Source organism: Chryseotalea sp. (assembly GCF_057350905.1).
Map to the genome: position 1 here is coordinate 511,558 of NZ_JBMRCF010000001.1, position 26,017 is coordinate 537,574.

Genomic DNA, 26,017 nt, shown 5'->3' on the forward strand with positions numbered 1-26,017 from the left:
AGAAAAATAGTATGAAAAATCAGACTATTTTAAAACATCTTTTACTTTTTGTGCAGCATCCTTTAAAACGATCGCTGAATATACTTTTAAGCCCGATTGCTCAATTATTTTGGCTCCCTCTTCAGCATTTGTGCCCTGTAAGCGTACAATAATGGGTACTCTGATGTCGCCAATTTTTTTGTAGGCTTCTACCACACCATTCGCCACACGATCGCAACGCACAATACCTCCAAAAATATTAATTAAAATAGCCTTTACATTCGGGTCTTTTAAGATAATACGGAAACCGGCTTCAACAGTTTCAGCATTAGCTCCACCCCCTACGTCAAGGAAGTTGGCAGGTTCACCACCAGACAACTTAATAATGTCCATGGTAGCCATCGCCAAACCGGCACCATTTACCATGCAACCCACATTACCATCGAGTTTAACATAGTTAAGCCCTGATTTACCAGCCTCAACTTCCAAAGGATCTTCCTCTGTAATGTCTCTGAGTTCAGCTAAGTCTTTATGGCGGTATAATGCATTGTCGTCTAAGTTAACCTTAGCATCAACAGCCAATATTTTATTATCGGATGTCTTTAGCAAAGGGTTAATTTCAAACATGGAGGCATCCAGACCTAAATAGGCGTTGTAAAGCGAATGAATAAACTTTACACCTTCTTTAAAAGCGTTACCTTCCCAACCCATGGCAAAAGCAATTTTTCTTGCCTGGAATGGCTGTAATCCCAAGTGTGGGTCAATCCACTCTTTGATAATTTTTTCAGGGTGATTTTCGGCCACTTCCTCAATATTCATACCACCCTCTGTAGAGGCCATGATCACGGGTGATCCAGTGGCACGATCGAGCAAAATGCTCATATAATATTCTTTTGGCTCAGTCTCACCTGGATAATAAACATCCTCAGCAATAAGCACTTTATTTACTTTTTTGCCCTCTGCACCCGTCTGGATAGTTACCAGGGTGCCGCCTAATATAGCCTTCACTTTTTCAGGAACCTCTGCAATACCTTTAGCAAGCACTACACCTTTTGAACCTGTTTCTTTTACGGATCCCTTTCCTCTGCCTCCGGCATGGATTTGCGACTTAATCACAAACCATTTTGTGCCTGTTTCGGCTTGTAATTCTTTGGCTGCATTGACAGCTGCGTCTGGTGTATCTGCTACAATACCACGCTGAACTGCCACTCCGTACTTCTTGAGAATTTCTTTACCCTGATATTCGTGAATGTTCATGCATTTTTAATTTGAAGCGAAACTAGTTTATTTCAGATTCTAATTCAAATAATATGCTGAAAGCCGAAGGTTTAAAAAAATCGTATGGAGCACTTCAAGTGCTAAAAGGTATTGACCTTCAAGTAAATAAGGGTGAAATAGTAGCTATTGTTGGGGCATCCGGTGCTGGGAAGAGTACGCTACTTCATATACTTGGTACGCTCGATAAACCTGATGCAGGCCAGTTATTGATGGATGGTGAAGATGTTTTTGTAAAAAATGCGGCTGATTTAGCGCGCTTTAGAAATAAATCAATTGGTTTTGTCTTTCAATTTCATAACCTCTTACCCGAATTCTCTGCGCTTGAGAATGTGATGATGCCAGGTTTTATTGGAGGGAAGACTGAGCCTGCATTGAAAAAACGTGCTGGTGAATTGTTAGAGATTTTGGGCTTGTCGCAACGGGCCGAACATAAACCATCAGAAATGTCGGGTGGAGAGCAACAAAGAACGGCTGTTGCCCGTGCACTGATTAATGCACCCTCTATTATTCTGGCTGATGAACCCAGCGGAAATTTAGATTCAAGAACTGCGCTAGAACTGCATCAGCTTTTCTTTAGGCTAAGAAAAGAGCTTGACCAAACTTTTATCATTGTAACACACAATGCAGAATTGGCGGGCATGGCCGACCGGAAGATTGAATTAGCAGATGGTCTGGTTATGCGATAATTAGATTCTGTGCTTCTTGTGGTACTTTGTCTGAGCTTTCATACCGTGCTTAGTTACCTGATTGGTGTGTCCATAACTGTGACACTGAAAAGTTGACAAACTGCAAGATGAAAGGATAAATAAAGCTGCAATGAAAAGGAGGGTTGATTTTTTCATGGGTCTTTGTTTTGTTATAACAAAGGTCTCTCCAATTAACCCAGCATAAATTCGAATAGGTGCTTTGATAAGTTTCACGTAAGGGCCTGACTTATTTAGCCACTTTTTAAAGTTTCTCTTCAGAAAAAGTGAAAAGTACAGCTTATTAAGTACACCTTCTATGCAGGGAGATTCAGCTCAAGATGAATAAATGAAGTGTACACTTAATACTCTTATAATCAGTATCTTATAGAATACCTTAAAATTAAGGTAATACTGAAAATATCTTGAAGCGCCTGAAATCTTACATTGATCAGCATAATGTTATTACAAATGGCTTTTAGGCAGGTTTTTAATTTTTTACAGTTTTTTAGTCGATTTTGACGTTAAACTGAAAGTCACTTAGTAAGTAGTCGATTACTGATGATGAAATACCTCCTGACTCGCTTCATCTACCTCAACAAACCCCTTTTCGTTGATAGAAGTTAGCCTAACCTTACGCAGCTCATTGATTAAAATAGGATCATATTTAGCAGTCACACGAATATAATTTTCAGTAAAGCCATGCATCATCCCATGCTCTACATCGTTTTCAAACAACACAGTAAACTCATTGCCAAGATTATCTTCATAAAACTTTCTGCGTTTTTTATCTGAAAGGATGTGCAGCATTTTAGAGCGTTCTGCTCTTTTGCTTGTGGGTACACTTTCTTCCATTTCGGCTGCCAGTGTATTTTCTCTTTCTGAGTAGGTAAATACGTGCAAATAGGAAATGTCTAGTTCATTTAAGAATTGATATGTCTCTTTAAAATCCTCATCTGTTTCCCCGGGAAAGCCCACAATAACGTCTACACCAATGCAGCAGTGGGGCATAAGTTCTTTAATTTTTTCTACCCTGCTGATATAGAGTTCACGCAAATAGCGCCTGCGCATCAGTTTCAGAATTTTATTTGAACCTGATTGAAGGGGTATATGAAAATGTGGTACAAATCGTCTAGACTCTGCTACAAAGGCAATGATTTCATCTGATAAAAGGTTGGGTTCGATGGATGAAATTCTGAAACGGTCAATATCCTCAACCTCGTCAAGGGCTTTTACCAGGTCTGCAAAGCGTTCTACCCGTATCCCTTGTTGTATTCCGAAGTCTCCTGTGTTAACTCCCGTCAAAACAATTTCTCTTACTTCTGTTTTTGCAATCTCCTGCGCAGTCTTTAAGATATTGGCAATACTATCGCTTCTGCTATTACCCCGCGCTAGGGGTATGGTACAGAAGGCACAGGAGTAATCGCAGCCATCTTGCACTTTTAAAAAGGTTCTGGTTCTGTCATGTGCAGAATAAGAGGTGTTGAATTTATTAGCTGCTTCAATATCAGAAGCATAAACAGCTGTTTCAGGCTTACGCACAAAACCATCCAATAACTCTACCAGTCTGAATTTTTCGGCAGCGCCCAACACAGCGTCAACCCCTGGTATACTGGCAATTTCCTGCGGTTTTAACTGCGCATAACAACCAATAATAGCCACATAAGCCTCTGGAGAAATAGTACGGGCCTCGCGAACAATTTTGTGACACTTTTTATCGGCATTTTCGGTAACCGAACAGGTGTTAATAATAAAAATGTCCGGTGTATCGGAAAAATCAACCTTAGCATAACCTTTTTCCTCGAACATTCGGGAAATGGTAGAGGTCTCAGAATAATTGAGCTTGCAGCCTAGTGTGTAAAAAGCGACTTTTTTCATGCTAAAGTCTGCAAAGATAAGGATGAATAGAGGATTTTGGAAAGTAATTAATGCTTTGCCACTGCCTGAAGGATAAAACCGCTCAAAACAAGGTATTCAGCTTCATCGATTGGAATGATAAAAAGCAAATGAATTTAGTTAAGTACGTAGTTGATAGAAATCAGGAAAAAGCATAAAACCAGACTTTAGTTTTGAAACATTGATTTTTAAAAGACTTGAAAAAATTCAATGACTAATTTTCAATCACTTGCCTCACAACGAAGCACCCTTGCCTGGATTGGCGCACTGCTGGGATTGATATTTCCCATGACTACATTTTTCATCGATCTATACTTCGGAGGCTTGCGTTTTGATATGGCCAGCATCTCAATCATTTATAAAGAAAATTCTATACAATGGATTGGTTGGGTAATTCCCCTCATCCTAGCATGGATAGGCTATGCCTTTTCAAAAGCGTATCGTACACGCGAACAATTGCTACTGCAGGATAAAGCTGAAGCAGAGGATCAAATGGATCACTTACAGGCATTTGTCGAGAATATATCCAAGGGCAATTTTGCAGAAACGCAATATGTTTTTAAGAACTCCGAACTCTCATCTCTATTGATGTCAATCCAACAAAAATTGGTCAGCCAAAAAGAGGAGGATGACAAGGCACGTTGGGTCGCTGAAGGGCATGCGCGCTTTGGGGAGGTATTAAGGCAGGCAGATGACCTTAATGTACTTGCCAATGAAGTAGTTAAGAACCTGGTGAAGTATACGGGATTAAATCAAGGTGCAGTTTTTATCCATGAAAGTGGAACACAGCAACATGAGGAGCAATTAGTACAACGTGCTTGCTATGCGTATGACCGAAAAAAATATGTCACAAAATCTGTGCGTCCCGGAGAAGGTATTGTTGGACAGTGTTTTTTGGAAAACGATACCATCATCCTGAAACAAGTGCCTCAAGATTACATCCGGATAACCTCAGGGCTTGGAGATGCCCCTCCGAATTTTATCATACTCATACCAATTAAAGTTAATGACATAACAGAAGGTGTGTTGGAGATGGCTGGCTTTAAACCCATTGAGGACTACAAAATTAGGTTTATTGAAAAAGTATGCGAAGGCTTTGCTTCGGTGTTGCGCACAACCAAAGTAAATAATGAAACGCGTGCACTACTCAACGCTACACAGACACAAACTGAACAGTTACGCTCACAGGAAGAAGAAATTCGTCAAAACCTTGAGGAGATGCAGACTACTCAGGAACAATTGAACAGACAATTGGAAGAATCAAGGGTGCTGGCTGAAAGAGTAGGCAGACGGGAAATGGTGATGGCCTTAACCACCATAGTATCTGAAACAGATTTACACGGCACGATTATTTTTGTTAATGATAAATTTTGTGAAATATCAAAATACAGCCGTGAGGAGTTGATTGGCAAGCCTCAAAATATTGTACGCCACCCTGACATGCCGAAAGCGCTCTTTAAATTATTCTGGGATACAATTCGAAAAGGCGAAGTATTTAAAGGTGTTGTTAAAAATAAGACAAAAGAAGGAGGTCATTATTGGGTAGACGCAACCATTGTTCCAATCAAAAACAATGAAGGAGAGGTGATAAAGTACGTGGGATCCCGCTATCATATTGTCGATGACAAACTAGGCGCAGCATTGTATGCAAAGCAAGCCGAGAAATTTGGTTGGCCAGCTTTATAATAAAATGCCAGGCTCGCATTAAAGACTCATTAAAAACGCTTCAAGAGACTTTAATTTCTGATTGAGTAAGTTACTTGTCTTTTCGTAATCAGTTTGCGTAGCCAGTGTTGCTTTTACACTTATGTAAAACTTAATCTTGGGCTCCGTTCCTGAAGGTCTTACAGAAACTTTACTGCCATCGGCCAGGTAGTATTGCAGTACATCAGATTTATGGAATGCTAAAGTTTTTTCTTCTCCGGTTTTTAGATTTTTTTCTTTCTGACTTACATAGTCTAGTGCCTTTACTACCTCAATGCCGGCCATGCTTACAGGTGCTTCACTTCTAAATTTAGCCATCATGGCCTTAATGGCTTGCTCGCCTTCTTGCCCTTTCTTAGTAAGTGTAATCAAACTTTCTTTATAATATCCAAATTCTACATACATCCGGATTAGCCAATCGTAAATGGTTTTACCTTCATCTTTGGCTGCGGCAGCCATGGCTGCAAAAAAAGCACATGCAGAAACTGCATCTTTATCGCGAACAAAATCGCCCACCATATAACCGTAGCTTTCTTCACCAGCAGCAATAAAGCGTTGCTTTCCTTCCTGCTGCTTCATTACCTCTGCAATGTATTTAAAGCCTGTGAGTGTGTTGTAGCAGGTTACATTCAACTGATGCGCCATATCATCCACCAATTCGCTGGTAACAATAGTTTTGGCAATATAGGCCTTGGTTGTGTTTTGCTGGTTTTTTAAAATAAACCACATCATTAAACTAAATGCCTGATTGCCGTTTAATAATATAAATTCACCATCTGGTTTGCGTACACCGATACCTACACGGTCAGTGTCAGGATCGGTCGCCATTACCATGTCAGCATTAAGTGCTAAACCTTTTTTAATTACCATTTCCATAGCGGCCTGTTCTTCTGGATTTGGAGAATGTACCGTAGGGAAATTGCCATCTGGCTTTGCCTGCTCCTCTACCACCTGAACATTGGTGAAGCCAATTTGCTTCAGGCATTCCGGCACCATGGTAATGCCTGAACCATGTATACTGGTGTAAACAATGGGCATGTTATGATACCTGGCGATGGCTTCTTTTTTAGGAATCAGTTTTTTTACTTCTTCATAATAAGCTTGCTCAACTGACTTATCAACTGAATGAATTAGAGATGTATTTGGCTTAAACTTGATTTGTTCAAAAGCACTAACCGCATTTACCTCAGCAATGATGTTTTTATCATGTGGAGGTACTACCTGAGCACCATCATTCCAATATACTTTATAGCCGTTGTATTCTTTTGGATTGTGAGAGGCGGTAATCACCACTCCAGATTGACAGTGCAAGTGCCTGATGGTGTAAGAAAGGAGTGGAGTAGGCCTTAATTCATCATAAAGAAAAACCTGAATACCATTGGCCGAAAAAATGTTAGCTGTAATCTGTGCGAAAGTTTTGCTGTTATTACGACTGTCGTAAGCGATGGCTACTTTAATGGGTAAGTTGGGATAAGTCTTGTTGAGGTAATTAGCCAACCCTTGTGTGGCTTTACCAAGTGTATACTGATTCATGCAATTTGAACCAACACCCATTACTCCACGTAAGCCACCAGTACCAAATTCCAGGTCTTTGTAGAAGCTGTCATTTAGCTCTTTTTCTTTTGCGCCCGACTGAAGTTTTTTTATTTCATTTTTCGAAGCCTCATCTACAACAGGACTGTTTAGCCATAGAGCAATGCGGTTTTGTACTTCTTGCGAAAGTGTCATAAGTATTAGATTTCTAAATCCCTGACATTAAAAAATCAGGAATAAATTAATGAATTAAGTTTAATTATAGGTTACCTCTTATGGCTTGTTCTCGCTCTATTGCTTCAAATAAAGCCTTGAAATTTCCCTTGCCAAATGATTTAGCACCTTTGCGTTGAATGATTTCAAAGAAAAGTGTTGGTCTGTCTTGCACGGGTTTCGTAAATATCTGAAGCAAGTAACCTTCTTCGTCTCGGTCGATCAGAATATTTAAATCTTTTAATGGCTTCAGGTCTTCATCAATTTTTCCAACGCGACTTAAAACATCATCATAATACGCTTCGGGAACTTGTAGAAATTCTACGCCACGTTTTCTAAGTTCTCCAACTGTGTGAAGAATGTTATTAGTAGCCACAGCAATGTGTTGCACACCGGGACCATTATAAAACTCCAGGTATTCATCAATTTGTGATTTCTTCTTGCCTTCTGCCGGTTCATTGATTGGGAACTTAATATAACCATTACCATTGGAGACCACCTTCGACATCAGCGCACTGTATTCTGTGGAGATGTCTTTATCATCAAAAGTCAATAAAAGCTTAAAACCCATCACGTCTTCATAGAACTTCACCCACTTATTCATGGCGCCCAGTTCTACATTACCAACACAATGGTCTACATATTCCAAACCAAGAGGTTCAACCTTGGCATTGCTCTTTCTTGCCTGGTAGCCGGGTAAAAATATACCTGTATAATTTCTACGCTCTACAAAAGTGTGTATTGTTTCACCATATGTTTTAATGGATGCGACCACGACTTCACCATTGTCATCTTTTAAAATCTGCGGTTCTCTTGCAGCTACAGCACCACGTTTTGTTGTTTCTTGAAATGATTTAGTGGCATCGTCTACCCATAAAGCCAATACTTTTACGCCATCTCCATGTCTTTTTACATGCTCAGCTATTTCCGAATCCTGTCGAATGGATGAAGTAAGCACCAGGCGAATCTTATTCTGCTTAAGCACATATGAAGCCCTGTCCCGCACGCCTGTTTCAGGCCCTGCATAAGCAATCAGCTCAAAACCAAAAGCATATTGATAGAATAATGCAGATTGCTTGGCATTTCCTACATACATTTCAATATGATCGGTGCCATTGATGGGTAGAAAGTCTTCTGTCATGATAATTTCATTTCAATCGTTGTAAATTTAAGACAACAAGTCCTTTTTAAAAATTTACCTTTGTGTAATCTTTGTTAAAAATTGACCTATGGATATTAAAGCACTCGATAAAGCGCTGGCAGAACTGACTAAAAGAAAAGAAGAATTAGCTGCTATTGACTACAATAACCCTAAGTATGATGAAATGGAGGACGCCCTGCATGATTTAGAGGACGACTTTCAGGAGCAGTTTGGGGCTAAGCTGGAGGAGATCTTGCAAGACATTCATGATGAATATTGCTCCGATAACGATGTTTTAATGCCAGTTGCCTATTTAGGTAAGGGGGTAGTGGTGGATGCAGATGATTATCCTGGCAAAGACACTAAATTAATTTTAGCATCAAATCCCCCACGCATTATCTTATCGGTAGGTAAGGAAAAACAAGAAACTGTCTGGACGGCTAAATAGTTGCCTGTTATTCGTTGATAGTTGTTGGAAGGTAATTAACCAACAACTATCAACGAGAAACTGATTAGGCAAGTTCTCTTAAATCAACGGGCACCACTCTTGAGATACCTTTCTCAACCATGGTGATACCATAAATAACATCAGTACTTGTCATTGTACGCTTATTGTGTGTAACAATCACAAACTGCGAGTCTTTGCTGAAGGTACGGATGATGTTATTGAATTTGTCAATATTGGCATCATCCAACGGAGCATCTACCTCATCAAAAATACAGAACGGAGCTGGTTTCAGTAAGTACATAGAGAAGAGCAGGGCAGTTGCCGTCAAAGTCTTCTCACCACCCGAAAGCTGATTAATAGTCAATGGACGCTTGCCTTTAGGTTTGGCAATAATGTCAATTTCTGATTCCAGTGGATTATTAGGATCTACCAAGCGGATGTCGCAATCATCATCTTCATTAAACAATGATTTGAAAGCCTTCTTAAAGTGTTCACGCACCTGGTTAAAGGCGTCCATGAAGGTCTGACTGGCTACGCCTTCAATTTCTGCTATCGTATTGAGCAAAGATTCTTTAGCCTTTAATAAGTCGTCTTTTTGCGACAAGATAAAGTCGTTGCGTTGCTTGATCTCCTGATAAGCTTCCATCGCCATAGGGTTGATTGGCCCCATGTTATCCAGGCGTTCTCTGATTTTATTTACCTGTGCCTTAATTTCGGCTTCATTCGCTTCAGCCAATTGCTTGCCTTCTTCTTCAGAAACAGCTGCAAGCACTTCGTCTAAGTCAACTTTAAATTCAACAGACAAGCGCTCCTTAACGGAGCTAAGCTCAAGCTTGCTTTCATTTAAAGCATTCTGGAGGTTCATTAACAAACCATCGATGCTCTCGCGCGTATGTTGTATGCTGCGAAGTTCTTTTTCAATAGTATCGATTTGTCCGCGTGAATCGTAATACTCACGCTCAGCCTCGTTGAGGCCTTTTTCCATCTCTTCTTTTTCGTTGTAAAGTGCCAGTAGATCCTCATCATTGTTTTCAGAGGTTTCCAGGATGATTTTGATCTCATCCTCATTCTTGGTTAGCTCTACTGTATTTACTTCAATGCGGGCACCGCTTTGCTCCACAGATTCCTGTTTGAAGCGCATTTCCTGCTCGAGGCTCTTCACCCTGTTTTCCTGCTGATGGAAGAAAATATTCTGCTCATTAAAAGCTGAAGATTTCTGGTTCAGCAATTCATTTTGTGAAGCGAGGTCCTCAATCACCAATGCAAGGCGTTGTTCCATTTCGTGCACTTCGTGCTCAATGGTTTTGGCTTTGGGTGTTGCTTCATCTAACTCTTTCAATAAGGTGTCAATCTTCTCAAGAATGTCTTCTCTGCGCATATCCGCATTGCCGAGCATTTCGGAGAACTGCTCGCGCTTAGTGCGTACAGAAACAAATTCATCGTTAATCTGACGAATGGAAGTTTGTACAGTCTCGATTTGTTGTCTTAACTGATGGTTGCGTAACTTTTCCAGATCAGATTGCTTCATCAGCAAATTGCTGCGTATTTCGTCTGATTTAGCGCTCAGGTCTTTAATCTCTTTCTCTAGTTTTTCAAGGTTCTTCGCACGACCAATCTTTTTACCTTCAAACAAACCTACAGAACCACCCGATAGTGAGTACTTGCGCTTGGTAAGTTTACCGCTCTTGGTTATGAAAATGTTATCATCATCTAAAGGAATGCTTTTTAAATCGCCTTCGTAGATGTAGACTTTATCCAGAATAAAGGCCATTAGTTTCCTGTACTTCTGATCATATTCGATAATCTCAGTAGCAGGGAAGGCACTTTCGTAAATTCTTCCTGTGGTTGGCTCAAAACGTTCGAACTTGTCCAACACAAAGAAGTGAGCCTTGCCTTTAGAAGCATCGCTTAATATGTTGATGGCTTCATATGCTTCAGATTCATGCTCAACAATGTAGTAGTTGAGGTAAGGCTCAAGGAAATTTTCAATGGTTACACGGTAATCTTCTGATGTTGTCAGAATATCAGAGAGGAGAGGAGCATTTTTAGCAATCTTCTTCTTCAGGAATTTGATTGCTTCCGGGAAACCTTCCTGACTTTCAACCAAAGACTTGGTCAGGTTATATTCATTCTGTTTGGCATCAAGAATACGGCTGGTTGAAGTCATCTCTTCGCGTATCATCTCGATGGTTTTTTCCATCTGAGAAATACGAAGAATTACATTTTCTTCCTCCTTTTTGTATTGCTCAAGTTCGCTATTCTTTTTATTAAGCTCTTCTTTTAGCAGAACGAGTTTCTTTTCAAACTCAACAAGGCTTGCACTTTGTTGATTAGAATCTGTAGCCGTTTTCTCAAGCTCTTGCTTAAAAGAGGCTATCTGAATCTGACGAATCTCGATTGATTTATTAATCTGGAAGCTTTCTTCCTGCTTGGTGCGCTGCTCTCTGCGAATGGCATCAGATTGTAACTGAAGTTCTGAAGTAATTCTACGCTGGTTCTCGTAATCGTTTTTCAGCGCTTCTAACTTAGCCTGAATGTCGGTTAAAATTTGCTCAGCACTTGTTTTTTCTGTTTCAAGACTACCAATGCTGAAGCGTGCGCGTTCGTTACTTTTCTTATCCTGATCAATCTGCTCGCGTAAGCTATTAGCACGGTCGTTTAAATATTTTAAACGCTCGTTTTTAATTTGCTTTTCGCTTTCATACTGGCGAATGCGGGCAACATGCTCATTGATTGCTTTTTGACGAGACGATAAAGTTTTCTCCTTTAAAATTAAATCGGCCTTAAACTTTTCAACACCTGCTTCACGTTCAGCTATTTGAGAAGTGAGCGACAATTTGCGGTCGTTCTCTTCCTCAATTTGCTTGGTTAATTTGTTGAAGTTCTCGCGCTGTTTGTTAACCGTAACTTTGGCGAAATGAACACTCTTCTCTTTGTAATCTTCTTTGATTCTATAATAGTTTTCTGTCTGCTTGGCTTGCTTTTCAAGACTCTTCATGTTCTTTTCAATTTCGAAAAGAAGGTCTTCTACGCGCTCCAAATCAGCATCGGTATCTTCGATTTTCTTGAGTGTCTCTTTTTTACGTTTTTTAAACTTGGAAACTCCCGCAGCTTCTTCAAAAAGCATTCTACGGGAATTGTCTTTGTCGTTCAGCAGATCATCAACCATACCCAATTCAATGATAGAATAGGTATTTGATGCTACACCAGTATCTAAAAAGAGGTTGGTAATGTCCTTTAAACGGCACGTAACACCATTCAACAGGTATTCACTTTCACCAGATCTGTACAAGCGTCTAGTAATGGTTACCTGCGAGTATTCAGTTGGGAGAATGTTCTTTGTATTGTTGATGGTAAGAGAAACTTCGGCCATTTGTTGAGGCGATCGCTGGCTGGTACCATTGAAAATGATGTTTTCCATCTTTTCAGAACGAAGTGCGCTTGTTTTCTGCTCACCTAAAACCCAACGGATCGAGTCTACCACATTAGACTTACCGCACCCATTGGGCCCGACAATACCGGTAATACCCTCATCAAAGTTGATAACAACTTTGTCGGCAAAACTTTTAAAACCCTTAATCTCCAGCTTAGATAATTGCATGAACGTGTAGTGGTTGTTTGTAAAAAAGAACGCAAAGATAATTGCCTGACCTTGCCAATTCAAAATAAAAAATCTGGTATGGGGAATACTTGCTAAATACTCAAAAAACGAAGAAAATTTTGATTAAAAGGTTATTTCAGTACATTTGAATGATGGATAACATTCAAACCTGGATCTATATTGCCCTTGGATTGGTCTACTTTATCAGCAGGCTTAGGAAAAAGCCTGAGGAGCAGGCTCCCCAGCCCAGGAGGCAGCATGATGGTCAAAGCGATGGAAATAGCCCCAAGCCGCTGACTTTTGAAGAATTATTGAAGGAAATAACAGAGGCTAAGGAACCATATACCAGCCCGGCAGCCCCCAGCAGACCAGTGCAGGAGTTTGTCGATTATGACGATGAGGTAGAGGAAGAGAAGGCGCCAACAAGACCTGATTACGACTTTAGAAAACAAGAAACATATAAAACTTTTGAAGAAAATAAGTTTGCTGCTTTTAACCGTCTCTCGTATGAAGACACCATGAAAGTGGAAGACACCAATGTTTCCTTCGGTAAATTTAAAGCCTTTGAAGAGGAGAACAAGCCAACAATCGCCAGTGAAATTATGCATGAATTTTCTGATCCTGAGCGGGTTAAAAGGGCTTTTATTATGGGTGAAATTTTTAATAGAAAGTACGCTTAGGTTCTTTTCTAAGTTACTATCTATATTTTTTGATATGAACCTTACATTCTTAAGCGTAAGGTATTTTTTGTAGGAATTGAACGAATTGACTTAGTTAACTAGCGTAGCATTTTTTGCGGTTACTATTGAGCCTCCAGGCATATTTAAATATGAGTTATTATGCTTAACTTTACCTCCAAATGACTGTACCTAAATACCTTATAAGCAGACTACTACTTGTTAGTCTCATGCTGATCGGCTTCATTGCCAACGCAAGATCCTTGCAGACCACCTCCGATTGTGATCAGTTCAATGTAAAAGTTATTGTTGATCAGAACAACAAGGTCGTTTTGGAGGTGACTGGGTTGAAGGGAAAACAAGTGCTTCATCTTGTTGGAAACAAAGGGTTTGCTAAGCAGAATATAGAAGAAGAAGAGTTAAATAATCTGGGCAAAGGTTCTTATGTTTTGATAGTTATTGACCAGAAGGGCCCAGAAAATTTTTGCCAGAAACATTTTGACTTTACTATAAACTAAAATGCGCAAGTCGATACTTATTTTTAGCGCCTTCCTGACCTTGACCTTGTTTGGAAGCTTCAAATCGTGGGCTCAACCACCCGTATTTTCAGTGACAACAACCTTGGATGCTTGTGGAGCCAATGGAAATGGTCAAATTGAAATTACCTTGACAAGTGCTACTGGGACAGCCACCTTTAGTGTTTTTAGCGGGGCGTTCAATTTAATCAATCAACCTATTTCTGTCGGTTCACCTGTCCTTATTTCAAATTTGGGAGGAACACCAGGAGGTAGAAATTATACAGTAGTTGTTTCAGATGATAATGGTAGCCCAGCTTCGGGTACTACAGTTTTTCTTTTTAGTACGCCATCAATAGATAATGTTTCACCTGTGAATAATACTAGCTGCGTTGCAGCGAATGGGGCAATAAATATTGTTGTCTCTGGTGGTAGTGCTCCGGCAAACCTTGTTTATAATTGGACTGGCCCAGGTGGCCCTTATGCTACTGAAGATATAGCTAACCTAAGTGGTGGTAACTATTCATTAACTGTAACTGACTCCCGAACCGTTTGTCAGGCGACTGCAGGACCTATCGCTATCACAGATCCTTCACCAAGCTCCTTTGGTGTTTTAGCATCCGACACAGATATATGCGATGGAGAGTCCATAACTATTGACTTGGCAGATTCAGAAATTAATCCTCCTGATCCCGCTCCAGGTACAACCTATCAACTCTTTAAGAATGGTAATCCGCTCGGTGCAGCTGTGCCGGGAACTGGAGGAGCACTCGTTTTTAATGTGGCAGCTTCAGAGTTGACACCGGCAGGTTCTCCTTATACTTTTTCTATTGTGGCTTCAAATGGCGTGTGTACATCTGCTAATATGGCTGGTACGCCTGTGGTGACGGTCAATGACATTCCGGTTACGAGTACGATTACAGGCGACAATAGTGTTTGTGCGAGTGAAGCAGGTGTTGCGTACAGTGTTACCTCTAATGTAGGTAGTACGTATGCGTGGATGATTACAGGGGGTGCACAAGTGAGTGGTACTAACACAGCGAGCATTACTGTTGACTGGGGAGCAGCCGGAGCAGGCAATGTTGAGGTAGTAGAAACGAATTCAGGTTGTGTTGGCTCAGCTGTTAATCGTCCCGTTACCATCAATCCACTTCCCGTTACAAGTATCATCACAGGCGACAACAGTGTTTGTGCCAACGAAACAGGGGTTGGTTACAGCGTAGTGAATACTCCGACCAGTACTTACGTTTGGACAGTTCCGGCAGGAGCTTCCATCACCGGAGGTCAGGGCACGAACAGCATCACCGTTACGTGGGGTTCTACCTCAGGCAATGTTAGTGTAGTTGAGACGAATGCAGCGAGCTGCGCGGGCTCAGCCGTTAACTTTGCAGTAACCGTTAATGCGATTCCAACCGCAGCCGTTGGAGCTACTAATGCTACCATCTGTGCAGGATCTTCAACAAATATTAACATAAGCTTTACGGGTACAGCTCCTTGGACTTTCCAGGTGTTTGACGGAACAACTACTTCAGCACCGCAGGTGACTTCATTTGGTTTATCGCTTTTAGTAAACCCGGCAGTAACTACAACCTTCACTATTGTCAATCTTTCAGATGCTACAGGATGTTCAGTAGCAAGCAGCGGATCAACCCAAGTAGCAGTAGTTAACTCACCTGATATAAGCTTAGGTTTAACAGCCACCATTACCAATTTGTGTACAGGTGGTTCTACAGAGATTGTAGTTGCAAATTCACAACTGGGTGTATCATATCAATTACGCAATGATGCCAATGATGCACCCATTGGCGCGCCAGTAACAGGTACCGGAGGAAATATTCAATTACCAACAGGCATACTTACGGCAAACATCACCTTTAATGTATTGGCTACAGTGACTTCATGTCCTCCTGTTGAGTTAACAGCAAAGCCAACGGTTACAGTTTCTGGTACAATCAATAGCAACCTGGCCGTAAATGTGGCTGCCTCCACTTTGTGTGAAGGCAATCAGACCAACATTACCATTATAAGTGCTGAGAACGGTGTATTGTATCAATTAAGAAATGACGCAGACAATAGCTTAATAGGTGCTCAGGTGCCAGGCACAGGAGCAGATCTGGTCATATCTACTGGCTTACTCAACGCCACAACAACCTTTAATATTTTTGCCACCAATGGTTCTTGCTCAGTTGAGCTAGTCAATCAAGTTACGGTTAATATTGATCAAAATCCGGATGCCTCACTTACAGTAAATGGGCCAGGATCAACCATTTGTGAAGGAGGTACAGCAAGTATTAATATAGTAAATTCTGAGCTTGGTGTTTCCTATCAATTAAGAGATGATCTAAGTGGTGATGCGCTTTCAGGAGCTGCCGTTATTGGAACAGGTGGCCCGATAATATTGATAAGCGGTAGCTTAACTACATCTACTGTCTTTAATATTTTGGCAAGCAGCGGGGTTTGCACACCTGTGGAATTGACGACCACGGTGCCAGTTACGGTAAACGGAACCATTGATATTAGCTTAGCAGTAACACCAGCCGCCACAACTATCTGTGAAAACACCGGTACAACAATTGAAATAACAAACCCTGAAGCTGGGGTAAATTATACGCTGCGAAATGATGCAGATAATTCTATTATCAACGGACCCTTTAGCGGTGCCTCTGTGATTTTCAACACAGGGACCATTACAACTACGACTACTTACAATATTTTAGCTGAAAATGCTTCATGTACAGCTGAGTTAACTAATCAGGTTACGGTTCAGGTTGTTAATGAACAAGACCTGAGCCTTGATCTAAGCGCATCAGCGAACCCGGTTTGTGCTGGTGGATCAACATCTATTCAGGTTATTAATTCAGAGGTAGGAGTAAACTATCAACTAAGGTTGCATCCAAGCAATGCACTTGTGGGCACACCCGTTGCAGGTACTGGAGGTATAATTCTTTTGCCAACAGATGTTCTTTTAGTTGATACTGATTTCAACGTGGAGGCATCAAATGGCGTTTGTGCATCGGATGTTCTGACTGAAGTTGTAACTGTCATAATTGGTGTCGGAACAATTGATAATTCATTAGTGACTTCTTCGACCAGTGCCACAATATGTGTAGGCGGAACTACCTTTGTTCAGGTATTGAATTCAGAAGTGGGGGTTTCATATCAATTAAGGAACGATGCTGATGATTCAAATGTAAATGCTGCTGTTACAGGAAATGGTACTACTATTAATTTACCAACAGGGAATTTAACATCAACCACTACCTTCAATGTGTTAGCAGGTAGCGGAACATGCTCTATTGAATTAACGGATACAGAAACGATTACGGTTAATCCTACGCCCTCTACATCCCTGGCAGTTAGTGCCTCAACACTAACAACCTGCGTAGGATCAAGTGTTAATATTACCATTGCTTTAGCGGAGAATGGAGTGTTATATGAGTTGAGAAATGATGCTAACAATGCTGTACTTGCTTCAGGTACAGGAACGGGCATAGACCTGGTATTGTCATCAGGAGTACTGAATGCCAATACAACTTTCAATGTGTTAGCTTCTAATGGAACGTGTTCAGCTGAATTGGCAACCTTGGTTAGTGTTACGGTTAATAATGGGCCAGATGCTTCCAGAAGTTTAAGCGCTTTCCCGACTTTAATTTGTGCTGGAGCTTCATCTGCAATTGTAGTTGCTTCTCAAAACAACATTGTATATCAACTCAGATTGGATGCAGATGATTCTAATGTGGGCGGTGCCTTCCTTGGTAACGGCTTCAGCATTAACCTGCCTACTTCTGATATTGCAACAACAACAACCTTTAATGTGTTGGCAGCTAATATGGATGGTTCTTGTGCTGTAGAGTTGACGCAGACTATTACAATTACTACACGCGCTACGACTGACCCGCTTTGCGGATCGGGTGGTGGTGGACCGATTGGCAATGAGAATTGTACCTTATTCACTACGAATATTGTAGAAACTAAACCAGGCTGTAACGGTGAGGATGATGGCCAGCTTTCTTTTGATATTTCAGGGGGCACACCTTCACCTAACTATACTGTGATTTTGATTGATACAGTTATTGTAGCAGGCTTACCTGTTGTTAATCAGACAAGTGAGACGGGAATCGCTGGAACGCCAATCGTGATAAGTGGCTTAAAACCCGCACAGTATTATTACAGAATTTTAGATGGCTCTGGCAACATTTGTACACTGCCATTTAAGCTCGATCGACAAGCGAATGTAACTGCAGTGCTGGATAATAAGATTGATCCTACTTGTATTGGTGATGCAACAGGCACAGCGACCATATCCATTACAGGGGGTGGTTCTGCACCATACGAATACTCTATTATAGGTGACTTCACTGATGCCCAGCCTTTCTTATCGGGACAAACAATTGCGAACATTCCTGCGGGAACAGCGGCCATCCTGATCAGAGACGATAATACAGATACGTGCCCTGCCGAAGTACTGGTTAATGTTGGCCCTGGATTCCAGGAGCCGGTTTCATTAGTCAGTGCGATCAAGCAAGATGCATCGTGCAACAGTAATGATGGTTCCATCACCGTGACTACTTCAGGTGGTGTAGCGCCATTTACCTATAAGTTCGGATTAACAGGTAGTGAAGAAGACATCAGTGGTCTTCCTGCTAATAATACCTTTACCTCTTTGGCGCCAGGTTCCTATAGCTTGATAGTATCAGATGTTTCTGGTTGCGCACCGAAAACGCTGACACTGCCAACTGTAAACTTCCCGGGTATCGTTACGACAAATTCAATTGTGGCCACAGCCCCGGATTGTGCTGGTAACGGACAGAACGGAAGTATAGCTTTTAATATTGATAACAATTTTGCTGGTCAATTCCAGGTGGCTGTACTTACAGATTTTTCAGTAATACCAACGGATGCTGACTTTGCTACGGCTAGCCCAAACCCGGTGTTTATTCCAAACCTTGCATCTGGCGATTACTTTGTGTGGGTTAAATCTGTGAATGCCTTATGTCCTACACGCATTGATCCTGCCTCAACAAGGTTAAGGGGCGCTGTTCGTGTTACCTTCACAGCTACTGCTGTTAATGAAGAATGCTTTGGTGAAGGGGGAAGTATCGTATTAAGCAATGTGAGTGGTATTCAGGAGCAGGATTATGAATACGTACTGAGCTCAGGTAACCAAACACTTAATGGAAATATTACTTTCACTGAGTCCTTATTGGGTACGGTCATTGAAGGTGTGGTACCAGATGTGTATAGCTTAATTCTTCGACAACCAGGGTCAACACAGAGCTGTGAGTCAACGGTAACTACCGATCTTATTATAGAAGGGCCAAACACAGCACTGGCTATCAGTGACCCCACTACACCAAGACCTCAGCAGGAAACTTCTTTTGAAGATGATCCTACTGCTGCACGCATATTTGTTGTAACAGGTGGTTCTCCGGTTTATTTCATGCAGTTACAAAATGCTTTCGATGAAGTGATTCGTCCGGAGACAGAAGTATTATTGGTAAATACTAGTTACTCTCAACAGTACTCAGGCCTTGGCCCAGGTACTTATACAGCGATTGTTCAGGATGACTTTGGCTGCGTGGCTGAAAAGGAATTTGTGATTGGTGTTAAGACGGATATTTTCATTCCAAATGTGTTTACACCAGACAATGATCCTAATCAGCGCAATGAGGTATTCTTTATAAGAAATCTGGCAGCGGGTTCTAAACTGATCATCAGCAATCGTTGGGGTAATGAAGTTTACTCTTCAAACGATTACCAGAATAACTGGAATGCCGAAGGTGTATCAGATGGTATTTATTACTACAACTTGCAATCAGGTGGCCAGGAGTTTACTGGTTGGGTAGAGATTTTAAGAGGTAACAAGCCTTAACTTGAAATAGAATTTTAATAAAAAAGCCCTTTAGGAAACTGAAGGGCTTTTTTATTGGCTTCTTCGAATACTACAGTCAATGATTCCGCATGGCTAGCGGACGGAAGTCCGAAACTTAATTATACTTAGTCAGCAGCGATCTTACTTAAAAACGCAAGCGTATCAACATCATCTGCATAATCTTTCAGACCAGGCATTTGCGTCTGACCGAAAGGCACTGTACAGAAAGCTTCATTGCCCACAATACATTGAAGTTTTTCGCGCTCTTGAATAATCGTATTAATCAGGTCATCTTCTGAATTGTAATATTGGTAGAATAACACTGAAATAGGGGAGACGAGCCGATCGCTCTCCTGTAATAACAAGTAGCCAGTATCAAGATGTGGTGTTTGGTTAACCAGCAGGATGGCCTTCTGATAGTCATAATTGTTATTGTATTTATGATGATGGATTACATCTTCATACTTCTGCCATTGATCCAGCAGCAAGGGAATTTCAAATCCCTTCGGAATAAAAAGCTTAGAAACGTTTCTGCAGCCTAAACCAAAATAGCTGAAAATATCTTCACCTAGTTTGCTGATATCTTCTTTACTCTCCTTGCCGGTAAGCACTGCACAGGATGTTCTGTTTTTTCTGATAATGTTGGGATACTTACCAAAGTAATGATGGAAGTACCTTGCAGAATTGTCGCTACCTGTGGCTATTACGGCATCGAAAGTTTTCAGAGGGCCATCAACGATTGAATATTGATCGGCAAAATCGGGTGCTATGTTCTTTAATTCCTGCAATATGTTTTTTATCAGTACGCCATCCTTCGAACTTAATTTAATCACGGCATGATGACCACTGATTAAAACACAAAGCAGGTCATGAAAACCAACCATGGGAATGTTGCCGGCCATCACAATGGCAATGCGCTTGCTACTTACTTCCGCTAGTGTATAGGCCTGTACCCACTCTAGAAGGTGTGGTTCGTGCAGCATTGTGCTTATACCCTCTATGGCTTGTTTAACGGAGGCAGGGGTAAACCAGGGATTCTCTGATTTGGCAGCAAAACTCCAGGCTTCCAGTTTCTCGGGGGGCATAGTTTGCAGTACTTGTCCCAACTGGTGAAAAGCCTGAATACGTTGTTGTAAATTCATGAGAAAAATAAACTTTAAGCAGTTAAAAGCTGTTTTTGATTACTGGTTGTGCTGTTCTATTTTTGCAGCACTTTTAAGGACTCAAAAATACGGATTACATGGCGATTATAATTACTGATGAGTGTATCAACTGTGGAGCATGCGAGCCTGAGTGCCCTAATACTGCTATTTACGAGGGAGGAAGGGAATGGAACTGGGCAGGAGGTACAAAACTCACAGCCGTAGAGTTAGAGGATGGAACTGAGCAAGATGCAAAAGCGATGCAGGCACCTGTATCTGCTGAATTCTACTATATCGTTCCAGGAAAGTGTACTGAGTGCACAGGTTTCCATGAAGAGCCCCAATGCGCAGCGGTATGCCCGGTGGATTGTTGCGTGCCAGATCCGGATTACGTAGAAACCAAAGAGGAATTGGCAACAAAGAAAGCCTGGCTGCATCAGGAAGGCTAAAACTTATCGCATTTTAGCTCTTTTGATTAAATAAGTTTGCAAAACATGTTGAAAGCCTGTTGAAATATCGGCCTCTACAAAATCAATTTTAAATTGCTGGCATTGTTGTTTGAGGGCTTGATAAAAGCCCTCAGCTGTTTTGATATAGGCTCCTTTAACATCCTCAGTGTTTACTTTAATACGGTTGCCACTTTCAAGGTCGATGAATTCAACGGGCTTGCTGCCAAAATCGAAATTGTATTCAGTAGCCTTGTCGGTTACGTGAAAAACAATAACCTCATGTTTCATGTGTCTGAGGTGCTGCAAGGCTTTAAACAACTCCTGGGTAGTCTCGTCAGCATCAAAAAAATCGCTAAAAATGACTACAAGCGAACGTTTATGAATTTTTTCTGCAATCTCATGCAGAACCTCACTTAGTTTAGTATCACTGTTGCTGCTCCCTTTCGTTCGGTCCTCCTTCAGTAGCTTTTCCATGTCGATGAAAAGCTTTTCGAGGTGAGAAGGTGTGGATCGAATTTGAGAAAGGGATTCTATTTGGTTGGAGAAGGTGCAAAGTCCGACAGCATCGCGCTGATGTTGTATTAAATAAGCCAGTGCCGCTGCTGCATAAGTGCTAAAAGTTATCTTACCCTTGCCTTGGGCTGGATAGTACATGGATGGGGATTTATCTACGATCAATAAGCAACGCAGATTCGTTTCTTCAGCATAGCGTTTAGTAAAAAGCTTATCTGTTCTTGAGTAAACTTTCCAGTCGATATGTCGGGTGCTTTCGCCTTCGTTATAAAGACGGTGTTCTGAGAACTCGACTGAAAAGCCATGGTAAGGAGACTTGTGAAGACCTGTAATGAAGCCCTCAACCAATTGCCTGGCCAGCAAATCCAGGCTGGCACTTTGCTTTAAATCACTTAGTTTAAACAACACGGGTAAATCTACTAACAAAGCTGCACTGATTAGAATTTTTAATATAGTTTGCTATCAAAAGGCAAAATATTATATTTCGCCCTGACAAACCCAAAAACCAACCCCTTAACCAACAGGATTGTGGAAGATAATAAGGCAAATGGCAGAGAAGAAATCTACTCTGCGAAAGTGAAGGCAGGAAAGCGAACCTATTTCTTTGATGTAAAATCGACTCGTTCAAACGACTTCTACCTAACCATTACGGAAAGTAAGAAGCGCTTTAAAGAAGATGGTTTTACCTATGAAAAACACAAGATTTTCTTGTACAAAGAAGATTTCAACAAGTTTTTAAATGCCCTGAATGGTTCTGTAGCACACATCAAGGAATTAATGCCGGGAGTTGATTTTGAACAATTCGACCGCGAGCGTGAAGCCGACCATGAAGAGGTGACGATTGAGTCTGATAACAATGGAAGCATCCAGAATGATACAGAGCTTAAGTGGGAGTAAAGCCCCCTGACTTTGATAAATTTCAAGAAAAACCTCCGCTTTGGAGGTTTTTTTTTGGATTCTCACAGCTGACTTGGCTAATAATCTGGTCGGCTGCTCCACATACTACGCTTGAGGCTTATATTTGCACCTCATTTTAAATTCGTATTTGTCTATGGCTCTTCAGTGCGGTATAGTAGGTCTTCCCAATGTTGGTAAATCCACCCTTTTTAACTCTATTTCTAATAATAAGGCTGAGGCAGCTAACTTCCCTTTCTGTACGATCGAGCCAAATGTGGGTATTATTACTGTACCAGACCCACGATTGAAGGTATTGGAAGAATTGGTTATTCCACAACGTGTTATGCCAGCTACTATTGAGTTTGTTGACATTGCCGGATTGGTGAAAGGAGCCAGTAAGGGAGAGGGATTGGGCAATCAGTTTCTGGCTAACATCAGAGAGGTTGATGCCATTTTACATGTGGTGCGCTGCTTTGACAACGACAATATTGTCCACGTGGATGGCCGTGTAAATCCGGTAGCAGACAAAGAAATTATAGACACCGAACTTCAATTGAAGGACTTGGAGTCAATAGATAAAAAAATAACAAAGGCAGAGAAAATTGCCAAGACCGGTGACGCAAAGGCCAAAAAGGAGTTACAAGTTTTGCTACAGGTAAAAGAAGCGCTGCTGGAGGGTAAAAACGCCAGATCAGTAGTCTTGGATGCAGAAGATGCTAAGGCCATTGCTGACTTGCAATTATTAACGGCTAAACCTGTTTTGTATGTAGCCAATGTAGATGAAGGATCATTGCATACAGGCAATAAACATGTAGACGCCCTTAGAGCCTTGGTGAAACAAGAGGGTGCAGATGTAGTGATTATCAGTGCGGCCATTGAAGCACAAATTGCCGAATTGGAGAGCGAAGAAGACCGGAAAGAGTTTTTGAAAGAATACGGCTTAACCGAATCTGGCTTAAATAAGCTGGTGAGGGCTTCTTATGCCCTTCTTAATTTAATTACTTATTTTACTGCTGGAGTTCAGGAAGTTAGGGCTTGGACCATTAAGAAAGGATGGAAGGCACCCCAGGCTGCTGGTGTTATTCATACAGATTTTGAAAAGGGCTTTATTAGGGCAGAAGTTATAAAACTGTCTGATTATCAGCAATATAAAACGGAGGTGGCATGTAAGGAGGCTGGTAAAATGGCTGTAGAAGGCAAAGAATATGTGGTAGCCGATGGCGATATCATGCATTTCCGCTTTAACGTATAATTAATACGGTTCTTCCTTTTAAAATCAGTTCTTCTTTTCTAGTTTTATAAACCGCTCAACCTCAATGAGTAGCGGGGGTTCTCGTAGTTATTTTTTTAACCCCAAATTTTTTTTTGCTTGAGAGTTAGGATTGTTTTTTCGTTGAAAAATAGAGGGGCTTACGTCCCTTTCCATCATCAGTACCTGATAGCACAGTTTATCAAAGGTGTATTAGTTTTTGGGTCAAATCCGGACTACAGAAGCTTTTCACTATTTAATTTCTCTGGATTAAAGGGGCAGACTAAAATCAGTCGTAAAGGCCTGCACTTCTACTCCTCAAAAGTAACCCTTGTTTTTGCCTGCACAGACAAGCCTTTTCTGGATTACTTCATGGACCAGCTTTTTAAAATGCGGGAAATTATGGTGGGTAACCTGCAGCTTTCTCCTGAGAGTTATGAAAATGAGGATGCCGTAACAGTGGGTGCTGAAACTAAATTTCTGTGTATTTCACCCATTGTTTTACTACCTGCCATTTTTAATGATGAAAGCAGCAAACGCTTTATCTCACCAGGCACTGATGAGTTTTCAGATTTATTATATGACTCCACCATCAGCAGAATGGAGGCTTCTGGTAAATATTCACCAGAGGCGATTACCTCTTTTTATAAATTCCAATTAGTAGCCGATCAGGATTATTTACAACGCCTGCAGGATTCGCACAAAAAATTTGCACGCATCTATCCCTTATACGATAACGATGTTCGATTTGAAGTAAGGGGTTATACTTTTCCTTTTAAACTGTATGCCGCTACAGAAGTACAGCAATTTATTTACGAAAATGGCTTAGGCCATTATACAGCCAAAGGTTTTGGCATGCTGGATCTGGCCAATAATGATGCTATCCAGCGACATGAAGAAAAGCAGGCCGTTTACGCTTAACGCGGATTTTTATTCAATTGTAAGTAACCCACCAATAAATCTGCCCTTGGTTGAAGTGACTTATAATACACCAGCACCTCATAAAGATTTTCTGTTTCGAAATGATTACCCTCCAACAGATTATTTTTTTTATCTCCCTTCTTAATTACGTATTGATAATTATACCAGCCTTGTTTTAATAAAAGTTCCTTTCTGTATTCCTGTTTTGCAGAATCATAGAGCATCTCACTTTCTTTACTAAAAGGATTGTTTACAAGTTTGCCTTGCAGGTGCACGGCACCATCCATCTTTTTTCCAGTGGATAAAGTAAAAATGGTTTTAATATAATTTTCTGAATATTGAAGTGTGTAATCGTAATTCATGATTACATAGTTGCCATTAAAATCGGGGTACTGCGCATAGCGGTCGTATTGCCTGGATTTATCGGTGCCAACAAATGCAGTATAAGGTTTTGCAGATCTGTCGATCTTGGCCAGGTTCTGTCCTGTATTAATAACCGTGCGAAGATCGATGAAACGATATTCATTGCCGCCATCGTGCATATAGTCTTCATCATTCACTCTGTATTCTATGGCACGCTCAGCTTCTCTTAAAAATGCTGGAGGTACATTGGTAATTAAATTATCCCAACGTTGATTTTGTCTGATTTGCACTTCAAATTGTGTTGAAGCATTCATTACTTCGAGGTTGGGGTATTGAATTGACAGACTAATGCCTTGTTTATCGTTGAGCTGACTGGCACCCGATAAGTCGGTGTTCAAAGAAAGCTGAACTTGCTTACTATAGACCATAAAACGCTTTGAAAAAACTGGTTTGCTATCATCCAGGTAAACAGTAAGCACATAATTACCACTTAGTTTTACTGGTGGAACAATGAACCAATAATGTAAGTAGGGTATGTGGGTATCGGAAGAGAAAGCATATTGGTTAATCGGGAAGCTATTATATTCCATCAGAAAATCCAGGTTGGAGAGGCTGGATTTTGTCCAGTCGGCATTACAATGACTAATACGCACCGTATACGATTGGTAGGCTGTTACCAGGTCGTCAAATTCAAGCCTTAGGTTTTGTTCCTGAAGCGGAACACTGGCTGGTAATAAAACATTGGTAACATCGTTTTTATCGGGATAAAGCTGAATGGTTTTGATGGTGTTTGAAAACACCCCGTCATCCAGCAAATTATAAGATTGTTCTCCCGTTGTAGGGTACGAAAGGGGGGTACAGGAGGCCAGCAAGAAAAGGACAAGTAGTTTCTTCATAAATTCCTTTAAATTAGAAATGTATTCCAACTTTAGAAAAGAAAGTC

Annotated in this window: 18 protein-coding genes; 10 read left to right on the forward strand and 8 right to left on the reverse strand. The window is 41.0% G+C overall.

Going from position 1 to position 26,017, the window contains the following annotated elements; genetic code table 11:
* Positions 1 to 24: 24 nt before the first annotated feature.
* Complete coding sequence (sucC, locus tag ACO1XM_RS02315; protein ID WP_486225494.1) at positions 25 to 1,236, reverse strand: ADP-forming succinate--CoA ligase subunit beta; 1,212 nt, start codon at positions 1,234 to 1,236, stop codon at positions 25 to 27.
* Between the two features lie 53 nt (positions 1,237 to 1,289).
* Here sucC and ACO1XM_RS02320 point away from each other — a divergent pair, with 53 nt between their 5' ends.
* Complete coding sequence (locus ACO1XM_RS02320; protein WP_486225495.1) at positions 1,290 to 1,943, forward strand: ABC transporter ATP-binding protein; 654 nt, start codon at positions 1,290 to 1,292, stop codon at positions 1,941 to 1,943.
* 552 nt (positions 1,944 to 2,495) lie between these two features.
* On the opposite strand, the gene mtaB is transcribed toward ACO1XM_RS02320, so the two are convergent.
* Entirely contained in the window at positions 2,496 to 3,818 is a 1,323-nt protein-coding gene (mtaB, locus tag ACO1XM_RS02325) for a tRNA (N(6)-L-threonylcarbamoyladenosine(37)-C(2))-methylthiotransferase MtaB (RefSeq protein ID WP_486225496.1), read from the reverse strand.
* A gap of 228 nt (positions 3,819 to 4,046) precedes the next feature.
* Here mtaB and ACO1XM_RS02330 point away from each other — a divergent pair, with 228 nt between their 5' ends.
* Positions 4,047 to 5,522, forward strand: a complete 1,476-nt coding sequence (locus tag ACO1XM_RS02330; protein WP_486225497.1) for a PAS domain-containing protein — start codon at positions 4,047 to 4,049, stop codon at positions 5,520 to 5,522.
* Positions 5,523 to 5,540: 18 nt separating this feature from the next.
* Here the strand turns inward: ACO1XM_RS02330 and ACO1XM_RS02335 are convergent, their stop codons facing one another.
* Together ACO1XM_RS02335 and hppD are read right to left on the reverse strand one after the other, a co-directional pair.
* The gene (locus ACO1XM_RS02335) at positions 5,541 to 7,268 is read right to left on the reverse strand and encodes a phospho-sugar mutase (protein ID WP_486225498.1); all 1,728 of its coding nucleotides are present in this window, start codon (positions 7,266 to 7,268) and stop codon (positions 5,541 to 5,543) included.
* A 64-nt stretch (positions 7,269 to 7,332) separates the two neighbouring features.
* A complete protein-coding gene (hppD, locus tag ACO1XM_RS02340) occupies positions 7,333 to 8,427 on the reverse strand; it encodes a 4-hydroxyphenylpyruvate dioxygenase (RefSeq protein ID WP_486225499.1) in 1,095 nt (364 codons plus the stop codon).
* An 88-nt stretch (positions 8,428 to 8,515) separates the two neighbouring features.
* Here hppD and ACO1XM_RS02345 point away from each other — a divergent pair, with 88 nt between their 5' ends.
* A complete protein-coding gene (locus tag ACO1XM_RS02345; protein ID WP_486225500.1) occupies positions 8,516 to 8,875 on the forward strand; it encodes a hypothetical protein in 360 nt (119 codons plus the stop codon).
* Positions 8,876 to 8,939: 64 nt separating this feature from the next.
* Here ACO1XM_RS02345 and smc read toward each other — a convergent pair whose 3' ends face one another.
* Positions 8,940 to 12,476, reverse strand: coding sequence for a chromosome segregation protein SMC (gene smc / locus ACO1XM_RS02350; RefSeq protein WP_486225501.1), 3,537 nt, complete (start codon positions 12,474 to 12,476; stop codon positions 8,940 to 8,942).
* Positions 12,477 to 12,625: 149 nt separating this feature from the next.
* On the opposite strand from smc, the gene ACO1XM_RS02355 reads away from it, so the two are divergent.
* The 3 genes from ACO1XM_RS02355 to ACO1XM_RS02365 all read left to right on the forward strand — a co-directional run bounded on the left by ACO1XM_RS02355 (position 12,626) and on the right by ACO1XM_RS02365 (position 19,540).
* Positions 12,626 to 13,156 carry a hypothetical protein gene (locus tag ACO1XM_RS02355; RefSeq protein WP_486225502.1) on the forward strand — a complete coding sequence of 177 codons (531 nt, stop codon included), beginning with the start codon at positions 12,626 to 12,628 and terminating at the stop codon, positions 13,154 to 13,156.
* 179 nt (positions 13,157 to 13,335) lie between these two features.
* On the forward strand, positions 13,336 to 13,671 hold the full coding sequence (locus ACO1XM_RS02360) for a hypothetical protein (protein ID WP_486225503.1): 336 nt from the start codon (positions 13,336 to 13,338) through the stop codon (positions 13,669 to 13,671).
* Position 13,672: 1 nt separating this feature from the next.
* Positions 13,673 to 19,540: a T9SS type B sorting domain-containing protein gene (locus tag ACO1XM_RS02365; protein WP_486225504.1), complete on the forward strand. Its 5,868-nt coding sequence runs from the start codon at positions 13,673 to 13,675 to the stop codon at positions 19,538 to 19,540.
* Positions 19,541 to 19,665: 125 nt separating this feature from the next.
* Here ACO1XM_RS02365 and ACO1XM_RS02370 read toward each other — a convergent pair whose 3' ends face one another.
* The gene (locus tag ACO1XM_RS02370) at positions 19,666 to 20,682 is read right to left on the reverse strand and encodes an acyl-CoA reductase (protein WP_486225505.1); all 1,017 of its coding nucleotides are present in this window, start codon (positions 20,680 to 20,682) and stop codon (positions 19,666 to 19,668) included.
* A gap of 98 nt (positions 20,683 to 20,780) precedes the next feature.
* Here ACO1XM_RS02370 and ACO1XM_RS02375 point away from each other — a divergent pair, with 98 nt between their 5' ends.
* A complete protein-coding gene (locus ACO1XM_RS02375; RefSeq protein ID WP_486225506.1) occupies positions 20,781 to 21,131 on the forward strand; it encodes a 4Fe-4S binding protein in 351 nt (116 codons plus the stop codon).
* A 3-nt stretch (positions 21,132 to 21,134) separates the two neighbouring features.
* Here ACO1XM_RS02375 and ACO1XM_RS02380 read toward each other — a convergent pair whose 3' ends face one another.
* The gene (locus ACO1XM_RS02380; protein ID WP_486225507.1) at positions 21,135 to 22,070 is read right to left on the reverse strand and encodes a DUF58 domain-containing protein; all 936 of its coding nucleotides are present in this window, start codon (positions 22,068 to 22,070) and stop codon (positions 21,135 to 21,137) included.
* Between the two features lie 102 nt (positions 22,071 to 22,172).
* On the opposite strand from ACO1XM_RS02380, the gene ACO1XM_RS02385 reads away from it, so the two are divergent.
* From ACO1XM_RS02385 to cas6, 3 genes are all read left to right on the forward strand, one after another.
* Positions 22,173 to 22,541, forward strand: a complete 369-nt coding sequence (locus ACO1XM_RS02385; protein WP_486225508.1) for a DUF3276 family protein — start codon at positions 22,173 to 22,175, stop codon at positions 22,539 to 22,541.
* A 154-nt stretch (positions 22,542 to 22,695) separates the two neighbouring features.
* Complete coding sequence (gene ychF, locus ACO1XM_RS02390; RefSeq protein ID WP_486225509.1) at positions 22,696 to 23,793, forward strand: redox-regulated ATPase YchF; 1,098 nt, start codon at positions 22,696 to 22,698, stop codon at positions 23,791 to 23,793.
* A gap of 117 nt (positions 23,794 to 23,910) precedes the next feature.
* Positions 23,911 to 24,711 (forward strand): CRISPR-associated endoribonuclease Cas6, encoded by an 801-nt coding sequence (gene cas6, locus ACO1XM_RS02395; RefSeq protein ID WP_486225510.1) that lies wholly within the window; start codon positions 23,911 to 23,913, stop codon positions 24,709 to 24,711.
* Here the strand turns inward: cas6 and ACO1XM_RS02400 are convergent.
* On the reverse strand, positions 24,708 to 25,970 hold the full coding sequence (locus tag ACO1XM_RS02400) for a type IX secretion system plug protein (protein WP_486225511.1): 1,263 nt from the start codon (positions 25,968 to 25,970) through the stop codon (positions 24,708 to 24,710). The two genes, cas6 and ACO1XM_RS02400, sit on opposite strands and share 4 nt — an antisense overlap.
* Positions 25,971 to 26,017: the final 47 nt, after the last annotated feature.